This window comes from Bacillus cereus group sp. N11 (assembly GCF_016483605.1).
GTDB lineage: Bacteria > Bacillota > Bacilli > Bacillales > Bacillaceae_G > Bacillus_A > Bacillus_A toyonensis.
Genome location: NZ_JAEHBN010000012.1, coordinates 114,711 through 130,654, shown reverse-complemented (window position 1 = coordinate 130,654; position 15,944 = coordinate 114,711). Strand labels below are relative to the sequence as shown.

The following is a 15,944-nucleotide window of genomic DNA, read 5'->3' as shown; positions in this document are numbered from 1 at the left end:
CCCTTTTGCCTTTTTAAGGAGGAAAAAAGAATGATTACGTTAACAGGACATACATTGACAGTTGAAGAAATGAAGAAGTTATTACTTGAAGGGGAAGGTGTAACAGCTTGCCCAACTAGTATGCAAAAGGTGGCGGAGTGCCGCGAAGTAGTTGAGAAAATCGTAGAAGACGGAAAAGTTGTTTACGGTATTACAACTGGATTTGGAAAGTTTAGTGATGTGCTTATTCAAAAAGAGGATGTAAAGGCACTTCAACATAATTTAATTCAGTCACATGCATGCGGGATAGGTGATCCATTCCCGGAAGAAGTATCTCGCGGTATGTTAATTTTACGAGCGAACACGATGCTTAAAGGAGTATCTGGCGTTAGACCGCTTGTTGTAAATATGCTTCTTGAGTTTGTAAATCGCAAAATTCACCCAGTCGTTCCGCAACAAGGTTCACTTGGTGCGAGTGGAGACTTAGCACCTTTATCTCATCTTGCGCTTGTATTATTAGGCGAAGGTGAAGTGTTCTATAAGGGGAAACGCGTTCATGCGATGGTTGCTCTTACAGAAGAAGGTCTTGAACCGATTGAACTTGAAGCGAAAGAAGGGCTTGCATTAATCAATGGTACGCAGGCGATGACAGCGCAAGGAGTTCTTTCTTATATAGAAGCAGAAGCAACTGCATATCAAGCGGAATTAATTGCTTCGATGACAATTGAAGGATTACAAGGCATTATTGATGCATTTGATGAAAATGTTCATAAAGCACGTGGTTATAAAGAGCAAGTGGAAGTCGCGAGCAGAATTCGTGACATCCTTCAAGATAGTAAGTTAACAACAAAACAAGGAGAACTACGTGTACAGGATGCATATTCACTTCGCTGTATCCCGCAAGTACACGGTGCTTCTTGGCAAGTTTTAAATTATGTGAAAGAAAAATTAGAAATTGAAATGAATGCAGCAACAGATAATCCACTTATCTTTGATGGCGGAGAAAAAGTAATTTCGGGTGGTAATTTCCATGGTCAACCGATTGCGTTTGCGATGGACTTCTTAAAAGTAGGAATGGCGGAACTTGCAAATATTTCAGAGCGTCGTATTGAGCGTTTAGTAAATCCGCAATTAAATGATTTACCTCCATTTTTAAGTCCAGAACCAGGACTGCAGTCTGGTGCAATGATTATGCAATACGCAGCTGCTTCACTTGTTTCTGAAAATAAAACGTTAGCACATCCGGCGAGTGTTGATTCAATCCCGTCATCAGCTAACCAAGAAGATCACGTAAGTATGGGAACAATCGCTTCACGCCATGCACATCAAATTATTCAAAATGTAAGACGTGTTCTTTCAATTGAGATGATTTGTGCGATGCAAGCAGCGGAATATCGCGGAATTGAAAACATGAGTACAGTGACGAAGAGCTTCTACCATCAAGGCCGTCAGCAAGTACCTTCTATTACAAATGACCGTATATTCTCAACAGATATTGAAAATATTACGCATTGGTTAAAAACGAATGATTCGATAAAAGAAAGATTAGATGTAAAAGCAGCACTATAAAATGAGAAAAGGGAGAGATTGAAATGGAAAAAGTAAAACAAACAATTCGCGCGCCAAGAGGTACGGAGTTACAAACGAAAGGGTGGGTTCAAGAAGCTGCACTTCGTATGTTAATGAACAATTTAGATCCTGAAGTTGCTGAAAAGCCAGAAGAATTAGTTGTATATGGCGGAATTGGCCGTGCGGCTCGTAACTGGGAAAGCTATCAGGCGATTGTAGATTCATTAAAAACGTTAGAAAGCGATGAAACATTACTTGTTCAATCAGGAAAACCAGTTGCCATTTTTAAATCACATGAAGATGCACCTCGCGTACTGTTAGCGAACTCAAACTTAGTACCGAAGTGGGCGAACTGGGATCACTTCCGTGAACTAGAGAAAAAAGGTCTTATGATGTACGGACAAATGACAGCAGGTAGCTGGATTTACATTGGGACACAAGGTATTTTACAAGGAACATATGAAACGTTTGGTGAAGCGGCTCGTCAACATTTCGGTGGTTCATTAAAAGGTACATTAACACTTACTGCCGGTTTAGGTGGGATGGGTGGTGCACAACCTCTTGCTGTAACGATGAACGGCGGTGTTATCATTGCTATTGATGTTGATAAGCGCAGCATCGATCGTCGTATTGAAAAGAGATATTGTGACATGTATACAGAATCATTAGAAGAAGCATTAACTGTTGCGAACGAGTATAAAGAGAAGAAAGAACCGATTTCTATTGGCTTATTAGGAAATGCAGCGGAGATTTTACCAGAACTAGTGAAGCGTAATATTACGCCAGATTTAGTTACGGATCAAACATCTGCTCATGATCCACTAAACGGTTATATTCCAGTAGGCTACACATTAGAAGAAGCAGCAAAACTTCGTGAAGAAGATCCAGAACGTTACGTACAATTATCAAAAGAAAGCATGACAAAACATGTGGAAGCAATGCTTGCGATGCAAGAAAAAGGCGCAATTACATTTGATTATGGAAATAACATTCGCCAAGTTGCTTTTGATGAAGGTTTGAAAAATGCTTTCGATTTCCCAGGATTCGTTCCAGCATTTATTCGTCCATTATTCTGTGAAGGAAAGGGACCATTCCGCTGGGTAGCACTTTCTGGTGATCCAGAAGATATTTATAAAACAGACGAAGTAATTTTACGTGAGTTCGCTGATAATGAACATTTATGTAACTGGATTCGTATGGCACGTCAACAAGTTGAGTTCCAAGGACTTCCATCACGTATTTGTTGGTTAGGTTACGGTGAGCGTGCGAAGTTTGGCCGCATTATTAATGAAATGGTGGCGAATGGTGAATTATCAGCACCGATCGTTATCGGCCGTGACCATTTAGATTGCGGATCAGTAGCATCTCCAAACCGTGAAACGGAATCTATGAAAGACGGTAGTGATGCAGTAGCAGATTGGCCAATTTTAAATGCATTAATTAATAGTGTAAACGGTGCAAGCTGGGTATCTGTTCACCACGGTGGTGGCGTTGGCATGGGGTATTCACTTCACGCTGGAATGGTTATCGTTGCAGATGGAACAGAAGCGGCAGCAAAACGTATTGAGCGCGTATTAACTTCTGACCCTGGAATGGGTGTTGTTCGTCACGTAGATGCTGGATATGACTTAGCTGTTGAAACAGCGAAAGAAAAAGGCGTTAACATTCCAATGATGAAATAAGGAGGAGAAAACATGCTGGACACTTTACTAATAAATATCGGTCAATTACTAACAATGGATCAAGAAGATGGCTTGTTAAGACGGGAAGCGATGAACACGCTTCCTGTTATTGAAAACGGTGTGGTTGGAATTGAAAATGGCGTAATCACTTTCGTTGGAACAGCGGAAGAAGCAAAAGGAATACAAGCGAAAGAAGTTATTGATTGCGGCGGTAAAATGGTTTCTCCTGGTCTTGTTGACCCGCATACTCATCTTGTATTTGGTGGATCTCGTGAAAATGAAATCGCGCTAAAATTACAAGGAGTTCCGTACTTAGAAATTTTAGAACAAGGTGGAGGCATTCTTTCGACTGTAAACGCAACGAAACAAGCATCGAAAGAAGAACTTGTTCAAAAAGCGAAATTCCATTTAGACCGTATGCTATCTTTCGGTGTGACAACTGTAGAAGCGAAGAGTGGTTACGGATTAGATGATGAGACGGAATGGAAACAATTAGAGGCAACTGCACAATTACAAAAAGAGCACCCAATCGATTTAGTTTCAACATTTTTAGGTGCCCATGCAGTTCCGAAAGAGTATAAAGGAAGATCAAAAGAATTTTTACAATGGATGCTAGACCTACTGCCAGAAATGAAAGAGAAGCAATTAGCGGAATTCGTTGATATTTTCTGCGAAACAGGTGTGTTCTCTGTAGAAGAATCAAAAGAGTTTTTATTAAAAGCGAAAGAACTTGGCTTTGACGTGAAAATTCATGCAGATGAAATCGACCCTCTTGGTGGTGCGGAAGCAGCAGCTGAAATTGGTGCAGCATCAGCGGACCATTTAGTTGGCGCTTCTGATAAAGGAATTGAAATGCTTGCAAACTCTAATACAGTAGCAACGCTATTACCAGGAACAACTTTCTATTTAAATAAAGAAAGCTTTGCTCGCGGTCGTAAAATGATTGATGAAGGTGTTGCAGTTGCGTTAGCTACAGACTTTAACCCAGGTAGCTGTCCAACTGAAAACATTCAGCTTATTATGAGCATCGCAATGCTGAAGCTGAAAATGACACCAGAAGAAGTTTGGAATGCCGTAACCGTTAACTCTTCTTATGCCATTAATCGAGGCGATGTAGCTGGGAAAATTAGAATTGGTCGCAAGGCAGATTTGGTTTTATGGGATGCTTACAATTATGCTTACGTACCGTATCATTACGGCGTAAGTCATGTGAATACAGTATGGAAGAATGGTAATATCGCATATACAAGAGGTGAACAATCGTGGAGCACGGCCACTATTTAAAGAAAAATGCAAAGTTTATTGATCGTGAAGTGACGAAATGGAGTGAGATGATTAAAGATTGGGAGGAAGGCGTGGAAATATTCGGTGCTGCCTTAATTGGAGCACCCCTTTCTAAACCATCTATTAGTCATTCAGGAGCAAGTTTTGCTCCAAAAACAATTCGTGCGATGTTAGATGCATATAGCACGTATGCAATTACAGAAGAACACGATATGAAAGAAAGTGTCTTATATGATTGCGGTGATATTACAATGCATGTGACAGATATAAAAGAAAGTCATAACCGAATTGCGAAAACAGTTGGGCATCTAACGAAAGTAAATCCGAACATGATACCAATCGTTCTTGGCGGGGACCATTCGATTAGTTTTCCGAGTATAACAGGATTTGCAAATAGTAAAGGAAAGGTCGGTATTATTCAATTTGATGCTCATCATGATTTGCGTAATTTAGATGATGGTGGTCCATCAAATGGTACACCGTTCCGTAGTTTACTAGAAAATGGTGTCATTACAGGAAAACAACTCGTTCAAATCGGTATTCGTAATTTTTCTAATGCACGTGCGTACCATGAATATGCAAAAGAGCACGGTGTGACAGTGTATACAATGAAAGATGTACGAGAGAGAGAAATAAAAGATATTATGACAGAAAGCATTGAAGTATTAAGAAAACAAGGTGTGACTTCTATTTACATTTCTCTTGATATGGATGTACTAGATCAAGCATTCGCGCCAGGTTGTCCAGCAATTGGCCCTGGAGGAATGGATAGCTCAACTTTACTTGATGCGATTGAATTTCTTGGCAAAGAACCCCTCGTGCAAGGGATGGATATAGTAGAAATTGATCCAACTCTTGATTTCAGGGATATGACGAGCAGAGTAGCTGCGCAAGTAATTATGAGTTTTCTTTTAGCGCGAGAAACGATTCGTAAGCAAGTTAGTATATAGGTTGGAAATTAAAAGTGAATTTTTAGCTATGTCTTATAAAAACACATTACTACTTATATTGTAGTAATGTGTTTTTGTATTGTAAGAGGTTTGTAAAATTAAAATGGGTGCTTATGAAAAAGTTGGAGGAATTGCGGTTTTGCAGTGTTATTTTGTGGATTAATTAAATTGTTTTGAATGAATTGACACAGGAAATAATTTTATGATAAAATAAAAATTTTGCTAAAAAAATGAATATATGTTAAACTTGAGAAGGTTACCATATATGGAGGTGGATTATTTGTTTCAAATTGGCGATAACATTGTGTATCCAATGCAGGGAGCAGGTATAATTAAAGCCATAGAAGAGAAAGAAATCGCAGGAAAAAAACAACAATATTATGTTATAAAAATGTCGGCTAATAATATGGAAATAATGATTCCTGAAGGGAAAATATTGAATTCAAATATACGACCAGTTACGGATATCACGGCATTAATACACATAATAGATATTTTTCAGCATGGGGAATCAGATAGATTACTTACGTGGAAACAAAGGTATAAAGTGAACACTGATAAAATAAAAACGGGTAAAATGCAAGAAGGTGCTGAAGTTGTGCGTGATTTAATGCGTATACAGAAAGAAAAAGCACTTAATGCAAGCGAAAAGAAAATGTTAGATAACGCACATGAATTTTTGATTAGTGAACTTGGATTAATTGAAGGTATCACAGAAAATCAAATAAAAAGCTTTTGTTAAGGTTCATTACAAATAATGTATTGCATCCCAAAAAAGATCTTGAATTTTTTGGGAACATAATTATAGGCAATTAATCATTTCAAAGACATTCAACTCTTTCAAACCACTTTTAAAGCATTAACCTCTTTTGTTATTACTACAATCAAATCCATTTTTATTTTAAATTTCTTTTACGAATGTTCGAAGTTTAATTCAATACTTCGATAAAATAGTTACTTGATTTTTGCAATCCTGATTCACACTGGCACGGACGAGGAGCCGTAAGGATGAAAGAGAGGTAGGGCTTTCATTGTTTTAGGTATATGAGTTATTATTTTTAGAAGAATACGGAACCATTTTCACTTCTATTGATAAGGGATTCTTTATGTTAAAGAGATAGACGAATTGACAGCCATATATGGTCAACTAAAAAGGTTTCCTACTAAGGAAACCTTTTTCATTTTATTTATAGCATTCTATTTTTATGATATTCGAATGTTTTATGGCAAAGTCGTATAAATTGACGCTACTATTTAAAAGTAAGTATGATGCAATTATAGTAAGATTTTTTTAGGGGGAAGAAAAATGACAAGTTCAAATAATAAAACGGCAAGTATTTATGAAGGAACGAATATAAACGCTGGTGGAACTTTTGAAAACGTTGAAGAAATGAAGTTATTTAATCCGATACAAATTGGGTCTTGGTCTCTTCGTAATCGCATAGCGATGGCACCGATGACGAGATGCTTTGCAGACAGTGAAACGGGTGTAGTTGGTGCTGACGTAGTTGAGTATTATCGCAAGCGTGCTGCTGATAGCATCGGGTTAATTATTACAGAAGGAATTGTCATTAGCCCAAGAGCAAAAGGGAACCCAGGGGTACCAGGTATGTATACACAAGCACAAATAGATTCTTGGAAACCTGTTACGGAAGCAGTACATAAAGAAGGCGGGACTATTATTGCTCAAATATGGCATGTTGGACGTATGAGCCATCACGAAATAATTGGTGGTCAATTACCACAAGCACCGTCAGCAATCGCTGCAGAGGGAAATGTTCCGCGTTTCCGTAAACCGTTTGATACACCAGAAGCAATGACAATAGAAGAAATAAAAGAGGTTATTGGTCAATACGCACAAGCAGCGAAAAATGCGATTGAAGCAGGATTCGATGGTGTAGAGATTCACGGTGCGCACGGATATTTAATAGATCAATTTACTTATGAATTTGCGAATAAGCGAACAGATAAATATGGTGGCGATTTAAAGCAAAGGTTAACATTTATGAAAGAAGTAACTGAGGCTGTAATAGAAGCAGTTGGAGCTGATAAAACACTTCTGCGCTTCTCTGCTTTCAAAGGTGATAATCCTACTTATATGTGGGGAAATCCAGAACTTGCAATTGAAACGTTTGTAAATATGTTCAAAGAAGTTGGATTAACGATGATTCACCCTTCAACGATGAATTATACGCAAGTGATTGCTGATGGCAAAAATTTTCATCAATTAGTAAGAAAATATTGGGATGGTACGATTGTTGGGGTTGGTAATTTAAATCCGAAAGAGGCTGAAGAAGCGTTGCAAGAAGGAACGATTGATGTAGTGGCATTCGGAAGACCATTAATCGCTAATCCAGATTTTGTTCATCGAATTAAACATGCTGAAAGTTTAGTTGAATATGACGCGAAAGAGCATCTTGCTACATTAGTGTGAATAAAGATAAAAGGAGAACATATAAAGTGTTCTCCTTTTATTATGGAATTTCATAGGGGGAAGCGGGATGAGTGAAACGCTACTCGTTATTATTAGTATATTGCTTTTTTTGATGTTGCTTTTAATCGTATTTTTTATTATTACATTTTTTATAAAAAAAAGAACGCATCACTCTATATTAAAACTTCATCCATACTTAGGGAGAATGCGCTATTTACTTGAAAAGATAGGGCCGGAATTTCGGCAATATTGGTTTGATCATGATACGGATGGAAAACCTTTTTCACGTTACGATTTTCAAAGTGTTATGTTTTTAGCGAAATATCGTTCTGAAATACTTGGTTTTGGATCGAAACGAGATTTTGATGCATCGGGCTATTATATTGCGAATACATTGTTTCCAATTTTAACAGATGAATTAAGTGTGAATCTTAGGCAAGAACGTGAGGGGAAAAAATATGTGATTCATAAAGAAGGGTTATTTTCAAGAAGAGAGAAATTGACAGCGGATACAACAAATCTTTGGTTATATGAAGATGACGATGCAATTATAGTCGGTGAAAATCGCAAATACCAATGGGAATTACATGGAATGTTTGGAGCATCAGCAACATCTTACGGTGCGATTGGAGAGAATTATATTTTAGCGAGCGGTTTTGGTGCGAAAATGGCAGGCGGATCGTGGATTAATACTGGAGAAGGTGGCGTAATTCCAGAACATTTACATACAGGTGCGAATATCGTTGCACAAATTGGCCCTGGATTATTTGGATACCGTGATGAGAATGGCAATTTTTCAATGGAGAAATTTATGGAGAAAGCGAAAGAAAATAATATCAAGGCATTCGAATTAAAATTTGGGCAAGGTGCGAAAATACGTGGTGGTCATCTAGAGGGACAAAAAGTAAATGAGAAAATTGCCTCTGTTAGGAATGTACGAGAAGGAGAGACAATTAATTCGCCGAATCGATTTTCATTTTTAAATAATGCAGTGGATACACTTTCTTTTATTCAGCAGTTGCAAGAAAGTGGTGGTAAACCAGTCGGGATGAAAATTGTAATTGGTCAGCAGGAGCCTTTGGAAGATTTAATAAAAACAATGAAAGAATTAAACATTTATCCAGATTTTATTACAATAGACGGTTCAGAAGGCGGATCAGGGGCAACGTATAAATCGATGGCAGATAGTATGGGACTGCCGCTTATTCCAGCATTACTTACATTTATTGATACAGCGAATCATTATAGTGTCCGTGATAAATTCAAAGTGTTTGCTTCTGGGAAGTTAATAACACCGGATAAGGTGGCAATTGCTTTAGCAATTGGAGCGGATGCTGTAAATTCAGCCCGCGGATTTATGATGGCGAGCGGCTGTATTATGGCGCTTCAATGTAATTCCGGACAGTGTCCATCTGGGGTTGCAACGACGAATCCGCACTACCAAAAAGCGTTAGATCCGTATGAGAAGAAATGGCGAGTGATGAATTACATTATTAGTATGAGATATAGTCTGTTTTCATTAGCGGCAGCAGCGGGGGTGAAAAGCCCGCGCCATTTAACGAGGGAGCATATTATATTTAAGGATGAAAGAGGAGGAATTGTACCGCTGTCAGAATTGTTCCCTATAGTAAATAGGAGATAAAATATATGTGTTAAAAGTCATACATTTGTATGACTTTTTTATTCGATAATAAAGTTAATCAAGAGAACAATAATTTAAATAAGGAACTGATTGACAATGAAAAATAAGTAACTTATAATAAATCTTGAGTTCGAGATAAATCGTATTCTAAATAAAGACTTATTATGATTATAAATCGAACAAATATATTTTTGTGAATTATCTCGAATTCGAGATAATTCCAGTGGATCGAATGTTAATGTGTAATTTTAAAGTGTTTATCTCGGATTCGAGATAAAATTATAATAGCGGATTTTACTTTGCAGTATGGACAAAATGAATAATGAATTTGAATGTAAAACAAATTTTTATAATGAAATAAAAAGGAGTGGCAGAAATGGAAAAGAAAACAATGGGGATTCATCATATTACAGCAATTGTAGGGCATCCACAAGAAAATGTAGACTTTTATGCTGGTGTATTAGGATTACGTTTAGTGAAACAAACAGTGAATTTTGATGATCCAGGTACATACCATCTTTATTTTGGTAATGAAGGAGGAAAACCTGGAACAATTATTACGTTTTTCCCATGGGCAGGTGCTCGCCAAGGAATTATTGGAGACGGTCAAGTAGGCATTACTTCATATGTCGTACCAAAAGGTGCAATGGAGTTTTGGGAAAGTAGACTAGAAAAGTTTGATGTTTCATATACAAAGATGACTCGATTTGGGGAGCAATATTTAGAATTTGATGATCCACATGGTTTGCATATAGAATTAGTTGAAAGAGAAGAAGACGAATTAAATAATTGGACTTTTGGAGAAGTTACGCCAGAAGTAGCAATTAAAGGATTTGGCGGTGCTGTTCTTTTATCTGCACAACCTCAAAAAACAGCTGAATTGTTAGAACACGTTATGGGTCTTGAGAAAATTGGAGAAGAGGGTGAATTTGTCCGATTCCGTTCTTCTGCTGATATTGGAAATATTATTGATTTAAAATTATCAACAATTGGACGCGGTCAGATGGGCGTTGGTACAGTTCATCATATTGCTTGGAGAGCGAGCGACGATGCTGATCAACTAGATTGGAGAGAACATGTATCTCGCTTTGGGTACGGTGTAACTCCTGTACAAGATCGAAATTATTTTAATGCAATTTATTTTAGAGAACACGGTGAAATTTTATTTGAAATTGCAACAGATCCTCCTGGTTTTGCTCATGACGAATCGTTAGAGACGATGGGTGAGGAATTAAAGTTACCGGAGCGATATGAACCAAATAGAAAACAGATTGAACAAACACTTTTACCATTTGAAGTGAGAAATTTAGATTAAAGTAATTGAAAGGGGAAAAGGATTATGATGAAACATGTTTTTCAAAAAGGAAAAGATACTTCAAAACCAGTGTTGTTATTACTTCATGGTACGGGCGGTAATGAACTAGATTTATTACCACTTGCAGAAATAATTGATCCGGGAGCTTCGGTATTAAGTGTTCGTGGAAATGTATTAGAGAATGGGATGCCACGTTTCTTCCGTAGATTAGCAGAAGGTATTTTTGATGAAGAAGATTTAATTTTCCGTACGAAGGAGTTAAATGAATTTTTAAACGAAGCGGCAAAAACATATGAATTTGATAGAAATAACATTATAGCTATCGGTTATTCAAATGGAGCGAACATTGCAGCGAGCTTATTATTCCATTATGAAGATGCGTTAAAAGCTGCTGTTCTTCATCATCCAATGGTGCCTAGAAGAGGAATCCAATTGCCTAATTTAGCAGAAACAGCGGTATTTATCGCAGCTGGGACAAATGATCCAATTTGTGCGCCTTCTGAGTCAGAAGAATTGAAGACGTTATTAGAAAATGCAAACGCTAATGTAACAATGCATTGGGAAAATAGAGGGCATCAATTAACAATGGGTGAAGTAGAAAAAGCAAAAGAATGGTATGACAATACAGTATTATAGAAGGAAATAAAAAAGAAGCATTTGCTAATCGTTAGCAGATGCTTCTTTTTTATTTAAGACTGGATTGCAAGATGGGATGAAGAAAGTGGTAATTGAATATCAACGATGGTACCTTTGTTTAGTTCACTTGAAATGTGTAATTTACCATGGTGCTCTTCAATTATTTTGTAACACATCATGAGTCCTAGGCCGGTACCTTTTTCTTTTAAACTATAAAATGGTTCACCTAAACGTGATATACGATCTTCTGGAATGCCACAGCCTTCGTCAATTATACGAATTACGATGAAATTATTGTCTAACGATTTGATTTGAATGAAAATATTACCGCCATTTGGCATCGCTTCTATTGCGTTTTTTAATATGTTAATAAAAACTTGTTTTAATTGATTACCGTCGCATTGAATGTCATGTTTATGGTTAAAATGATCCATAATAATATGGACGCTATGCATGATGGCAGTCGGTAAAAGAAATGTGACTACCTCTTCAATTAAAGTTTGTATGTTGTAAGTTTGAACGGATAAAACTTGAGGTTTAGACATCGCCATAAATTGACTCGTAATGGATTCCATTTGTGATATTTCACTTAGCATAACATCTACATACCATTTATTCTCCTCATTTATTTCAGGAAGTAGCAATGTTAAAAAACCTTTTAGAGAAGTGAGTGGATTTCGAATTTCATGGGCAATTCCAGCTGTCAGTTGTCCAACTACGGCGAGCTTTTCTGATTTCCGTAATAATTTTTCAGTCTCTTTTAGCTCGGTAACGTCCCTTCCCATCACGATAAGGCCTTTACGGGAACCGTCAGGATGATAAAGAGGGACTTTTGATATACTTAAGATGAGGTCGAAATCATCTCTGTGTATAATAAATTCCTCCCCGTGAAGAATTTGTCTTTGTTGCCATGCTAGTTCATCTACTTCTTCACAGTGTAAAAAAGCTTCTCGGTACGCTGCATTATATTGGATGAGTTCACTGTCCTTTTTCCCATGATAAGGTACATGATGGAAATTAAAGCAGGAAAGTGCATAGTCATTTGCTTCAAGCCAGCGACCTTCATGATCTTTAAATATAACAAACGCAGGCATTGCATTCATTAATGTACGTAATCTTTTCTCGCTTTCTTGTAACATTTTTTCGATTCTTTCTGATTTTTCAAGAGGTTTCATAATCGCATAGACACCTGTTAGACGATGTTGGACAAAAATAGGAACTAGTTTTGTTACGACGTCTAATAAGTAGCCATCTTTATGATAAATAGATAGGATATACTCTTGCTGATTGTCTGCTTCGGTATTCTTTATATATTGTAATACTTGCTCAGAAATATGAGCTTCTAAAATAGAGATAATGTTTTTCCGTTCTAATTCTAAAGAAGTGTAGCCTAGTATTCTTTCTGCAGAAGGATTGATATGTAGAATAATTCCCTCTAAATTCAATGAAATAATACTATCAGGATTATGTTCGAACAGAGATGCGTACATTTCTGCTAAAGAACGATCTTGTATATGGTTTCGCAAACGTCCAGAAATGTTCGGATGACGTTTTCTTAGAGTTGATGAATATTTTTTACGACTCATAATATTTCCTCCGTACAACTAGCATCTAAAAGATTTGTCTAATAATAACTATAATATAGATGTAATGTGTATTTCTATAAAAAATGGAAGTTACAGAAAAAAATTTATTTTCTTTATTTTTTGCAAAAGGAATATAAGGTGGTAATAAGGGAAGCTTATATTGTTTTATAAAGTTTTTGTAAGTTACAGGGGTGTGTTTTCTTTATAATATTAGAATAGAAGAGGGGGAGAGAAAATGAAAAGTTATATTCAAGGAATCGATCATGTACAAGTAGCTGCACCTGTAGGGTGTGAAGAAGAGGCACGTGCATTCTATGGTAAAAAAATTGGTATGGAAGAAATTCCAAAGCCAGAAGAGTTAAAAAAACGAGGTGGATGTTGGTTTAAGTGTGGGAATCAAGAAATCCATATTGGTGTGGAACAGAATTTTACACCAGCTAAAAAGGCACATCCAGCTTTTTATGTGACTCAAATTAATGAATTTAAGCAAATGCTTATAGAACAAGGGATTGAAGTGATTGATGATCATGCCCGGCCAGATGTGATTAGATTTTATGTGTCTGATCCATTTGGAAATAGAATTGAATTTATGCAAAATAAAGACTAGGTGGCTTCCCACCTAGTCTTTAACCTCTTCTGAAAAGCCCTAATACTTCTACAGTTTCTGTAATATTAACGAACGCATGCGGATCAATTTCAGAAATTGTTAGTTTCATACTTGCTAATTCTTCACGAGAAACGACTGTCATAAGTACACGTTTTTTCTCGCTTGAATAAGCACCTTCTCCATCAAGTAATGTAATACCACGTACAACAGTTGAAAGAAGCTGTTTTTTCATTTTTTCCGCTTCATTTGTTACAATCATAAGTGTAACTTTACGATGTTTCGTATGAACAGCATCAATTACTTTACCAGTTACATAAATTGAAAGTAAACTTGTAAGTGCAACATCCCAAGTGAAGAAGAATCCTGCAATTACTACAACGACTGCATTTAAAACAATAAGGAATCCACCAAGTTTAATGTCACGTTTACGAGATAACAACATACCGATAATATCAAATCCACCAGTGGATCCATTACAATTAAAAACAAGACCAATACCAGCTCCGGCAATAACACCTCCGAAGATAGATGATAAAAGTGGATCTGTTGCTACGATTTTTACTGGAACGTAGTATAATGCAACAGATAATACAATTACAGAGATAACTGTGTTAAAAATTACTTTTTTTCCAAGACCTATGTATCCTAAAATAAGGATAGGTAAGTTTAATACGAAGTTAATAATACCTGTGTTTACAGGAGTTACAATCCCTAAAATAATAGCAATTCCGCCAATTCCACTACTTAAAATTTTGTGGGGGATAAGGAAAAGATTAAAGGCAATCGCAATAATAAAAGAACCAATAATAACACCGAGAAATCTGATCATCTTTTTCCCGTCCTTCACTAAAAAATTCATATTATTTCAAGATTATATATGATATTGAAAGTTTTGGGTAAAAACAGTTTATTTCGGAAAATTAGATTAATCGAAACAATTTGATTGTTTTGTAATTTGAAAGGGGATACAGAAATGAGGATAACGACTTATCAACAAAAAAGCCCGTTGAAGCAAGAGTGTGAGGATTCTTATTTTTGTAATGAAGACAAAAATATTTATGGTGTATGTGATGGTGCAACACCGCTCGTTCCGTTTCGTGACGAAAAGGAACATAATGGAGCATACATCGCTTCACATTTATTTGCAAGACATTTTACTTCATTACGGGAAAATCTTAGTTTACAAGTCGCAGTTGCAAGAGCAAATGAGTTATTGCAGAACAAGATGCTAGAATATAAGGTTGATACGAGAAAAAAAGAGCATTTGTGGTGTACATGTATTGCAGCAGTTCAAATAAATGGTGAGAAAATTGAATATGCGCAGTTAGGGGACTGTATGATCGTTGCAATTCTTCAAAATGGAACGATGCAAGTAGTAACGAAAGACACAGTTAAAGGAATTAGTAAACGAGCTAAAAAGAAGAGAGAAGAAGATCGTAAAAAAGGTTTATTTGTGCCAGAAGAACATGTTTTTCAAGATGTTCGAGAACAGTTAAAATACAACCGTTATCTTGCAAATATGGAGGGCGGGTATTCCGTTGCAAACGGAATGAAAGAAGCCATCCATTATTTACAACACGGTGAATTACATATAGATGAAGTGAGTGGGATTTTTATTTGTTCAGATGGGTTATTTCATCCAGATTGGTCACTCGAACAAACTGTTGCATATATAAGAAAGAATAGTATAAACGAATACGTAGCAATCATTGAAGAGTTAGAAGGGAAAAAGAGAATAAGGCCAGATGATAAGACAATTATTATGATCGATTTTTAAGAGGAGGAAGTTCATATGGAAATTAAATGTGTAAATTTAATATTTCAAGATGAGTTAGTTCCTTTAGGGAAAGTAAATAAACTTATTATTCACCATACGTCAGAAGATGGATGGGATGTGTATAAAACACATGAATTTCATCAAACTGTAAGAGGGTGGAGCGGGATTGGTTACAATTATTTTATTGAAGAGGACGGAACGGTAATTGAAGGAAGAGGGTTACATATTGGAGCACATGCGAAAGACAATAATCGAGATACAATTGGAATATGTATGACGGGTAATTTTGATAAGTATGATCCAACTACTGCACAAATGAATGCATTATATTCTTTATGTAAAATGTTTATGAAACAGTTTGCTATAAAGAAGGAAAATATACTAGGTCATAGGGAGCTAGTAGGAGTAACAAAAAGTTGTCCTGGAAATCGTTTTTCTATGGTAGAGTTAAGAAAAATAGTATCTTAAATATAGAGGAGTAAC

Annotated in this window: 14 protein-coding genes; 12 read left to right on the top strand and 2 right to left on the bottom strand. The window is 36.5% G+C overall.

Annotated elements, in window-relative coordinates; genetic code table 11:
- Positions 1 to 30: 30 nt before the first annotated feature.
- The 9 genes from hutH (at position 31) to JDS98_RS19825 (ending at position 11,491) form a co-directional block, all read left to right on the top strand.
- Positions 31 to 1,548, top strand: coding sequence for a histidine ammonia-lyase (gene hutH / locus JDS98_RS19865; RefSeq protein ID WP_199634236.1), 1,518 nt, complete (start codon positions 31 to 33; stop codon positions 1,546 to 1,548).
- Between the two features lie 23 nt (positions 1,549 to 1,571).
- On the top strand, positions 1,572 to 3,230 hold the full coding sequence (gene hutU, locus JDS98_RS19860; protein WP_199634235.1) for a urocanate hydratase: 1,659 nt from the start codon (positions 1,572 to 1,574) through the stop codon (positions 3,228 to 3,230).
- 12 nt (positions 3,231 to 3,242) lie between these two features.
- A complete protein-coding gene (gene hutI, locus JDS98_RS19855; protein WP_085450461.1) occupies positions 3,243 to 4,514 on the top strand; it encodes an imidazolonepropionase in 1,272 nt (423 codons plus the stop codon).
- Positions 4,493 to 5,464 (top strand): formimidoylglutamase, encoded by a 972-nt coding sequence (gene hutG / locus JDS98_RS19850; RefSeq protein ID WP_087968859.1) that lies wholly within the window; start codon positions 4,493 to 4,495, stop codon positions 5,462 to 5,464. Before hutI ends, hutG begins: the two co-directional genes overlap by 22 nt.
- A 280-nt stretch (positions 5,465 to 5,744) precedes the next feature.
- The gene (locus tag JDS98_RS19845) at positions 5,745 to 6,206 is read left to right on the top strand and encodes a CarD family transcriptional regulator (protein ID WP_000486323.1); all 462 of its coding nucleotides are present in this window, start codon (positions 5,745 to 5,747) and stop codon (positions 6,204 to 6,206) included.
- A 564-nt stretch (positions 6,207 to 6,770) separates the two neighbouring features.
- The gene (locus JDS98_RS19840) at positions 6,771 to 7,898 is read left to right on the top strand and encodes an alkene reductase (RefSeq protein WP_199634234.1); all 1,128 of its coding nucleotides are present in this window, start codon (positions 6,771 to 6,773) and stop codon (positions 7,896 to 7,898) included.
- 67 nt (positions 7,899 to 7,965) lie between these two features.
- A complete protein-coding gene (locus JDS98_RS19835; RefSeq protein ID WP_199634233.1) occupies positions 7,966 to 9,540 on the top strand; it encodes an FMN-binding glutamate synthase family protein in 1,575 nt (524 codons plus the stop codon).
- 376 nt (positions 9,541 to 9,916) lie between these two features.
- Positions 9,917 to 10,855, top strand: a complete 939-nt coding sequence (locus JDS98_RS19830) for a ring-cleaving dioxygenase (RefSeq protein WP_199634232.1) — start codon at positions 9,917 to 9,919, stop codon at positions 10,853 to 10,855.
- Positions 10,856 to 10,879: 24 nt separating this feature from the next.
- Complete coding sequence (locus JDS98_RS19825; RefSeq protein ID WP_000975464.1) at positions 10,880 to 11,491, top strand: alpha/beta hydrolase; 612 nt, start codon at positions 10,880 to 10,882, stop codon at positions 11,489 to 11,491.
- A 53-nt stretch (positions 11,492 to 11,544) separates the two neighbouring features.
- Here the strand turns inward: JDS98_RS19825 and JDS98_RS19820 are convergent, their stop codons facing one another.
- Positions 11,545 to 13,077 (bottom strand): BA3702 family sensor histidine kinase, encoded by a 1,533-nt coding sequence (locus JDS98_RS19820; protein ID WP_016108908.1) that lies wholly within the window; start codon positions 13,075 to 13,077, stop codon positions 11,545 to 11,547.
- A gap of 235 nt (positions 13,078 to 13,312) precedes the next feature.
- Here JDS98_RS19820 and JDS98_RS19815 point away from each other — a divergent pair, with 235 nt between their 5' ends.
- On the top strand, positions 13,313 to 13,684 hold the full coding sequence (locus JDS98_RS19815) for a VOC family protein (protein WP_000844356.1): 372 nt from the start codon (positions 13,313 to 13,315) through the stop codon (positions 13,682 to 13,684).
- Positions 13,685 to 13,703: 19 nt separating this feature from the next.
- Here the strand turns inward: JDS98_RS19815 and JDS98_RS19810 are convergent, their stop codons facing one another.
- Positions 13,704 to 14,513 carry a YitT family protein gene (locus tag JDS98_RS19810; RefSeq protein ID WP_000617799.1) on the bottom strand — a complete coding sequence of 270 codons (810 nt, stop codon included), beginning with the start codon at positions 14,511 to 14,513 and terminating at the stop codon, positions 13,704 to 13,706.
- 144 nt (positions 14,514 to 14,657) lie between these two features.
- On the opposite strand from JDS98_RS19810, the gene JDS98_RS19805 reads away from it, so the two are divergent.
- Positions 14,658 to 15,461, top strand: coding sequence for a protein phosphatase 2C domain-containing protein (locus tag JDS98_RS19805; RefSeq protein ID WP_001223366.1), 804 nt, complete (start codon positions 14,658 to 14,660; stop codon positions 15,459 to 15,461).
- A 15-nt stretch (positions 15,462 to 15,476) separates the two neighbouring features.
- Complete coding sequence (locus JDS98_RS19800; protein ID WP_000402959.1) at positions 15,477 to 15,929, top strand: peptidoglycan recognition protein family protein; 453 nt, start codon at positions 15,477 to 15,479, stop codon at positions 15,927 to 15,929.
- The last annotated feature ends 15 nt before the right edge of the window (positions 15,930 to 15,944 follow it).

Coding starts and splice junctions, on each gene's coding strand:
- hutH (WP_199634236.1), top strand. CDS start 31: ATGATTACGTTAACAGGACATACATTGACAGTTGAAGAAATGAAGAAG.
- hutU (WP_199634235.1), top strand. CDS start 1,572: ATGGAAAAAGTAAAACAAACAATTCGCGCGCCAAGAGGTACGGAGTTA.
- hutI (WP_085450461.1), top strand. CDS start 3,243: ATGCTGGACACTTTACTAATAAATATCGGTCAATTACTAACAATGGAT.
- JDS98_RS19840 (WP_199634234.1), top strand. CDS start 6,771: ATGACAAGTTCAAATAATAAAACGGCAAGTATTTATGAAGGAACGAAT.
- JDS98_RS19835 (WP_199634233.1), top strand. CDS start 7,966: ATGAGTGAAACGCTACTCGTTATTATTAGTATATTGCTTTTTTTGATG.
- JDS98_RS19830 (WP_199634232.1), top strand. CDS start 9,917: ATGGAAAAGAAAACAATGGGGATTCATCATATTACAGCAATTGTAGGG.
- JDS98_RS19825 (WP_000975464.1), top strand. CDS start 10,880: ATGATGAAACATGTTTTTCAAAAAGGAAAAGATACTTCAAAACCAGTG.
- JDS98_RS19820 (WP_016108908.1), bottom strand. CDS start 13,077: ATGAGTCGTAAAAAATATTCATCAACTCTAAGAAAACGTCATCCGAAC.
- JDS98_RS19815 (WP_000844356.1), top strand. CDS start 13,313: ATGAAAAGTTATATTCAAGGAATCGATCATGTACAAGTAGCTGCACCT.
- JDS98_RS19810 (WP_000617799.1), bottom strand. CDS start 14,513: ATGATCAGATTTCTCGGTGTTATTATTGGTTCTTTTATTATTGCGATT.
- JDS98_RS19805 (WP_001223366.1), top strand. CDS start 14,658: ATGAGGATAACGACTTATCAACAAAAAAGCCCGTTGAAGCAAGAGTGT.
- JDS98_RS19800 (WP_000402959.1), top strand. CDS start 15,477: ATGGAAATTAAATGTGTAAATTTAATATTTCAAGATGAGTTAGTTCCT.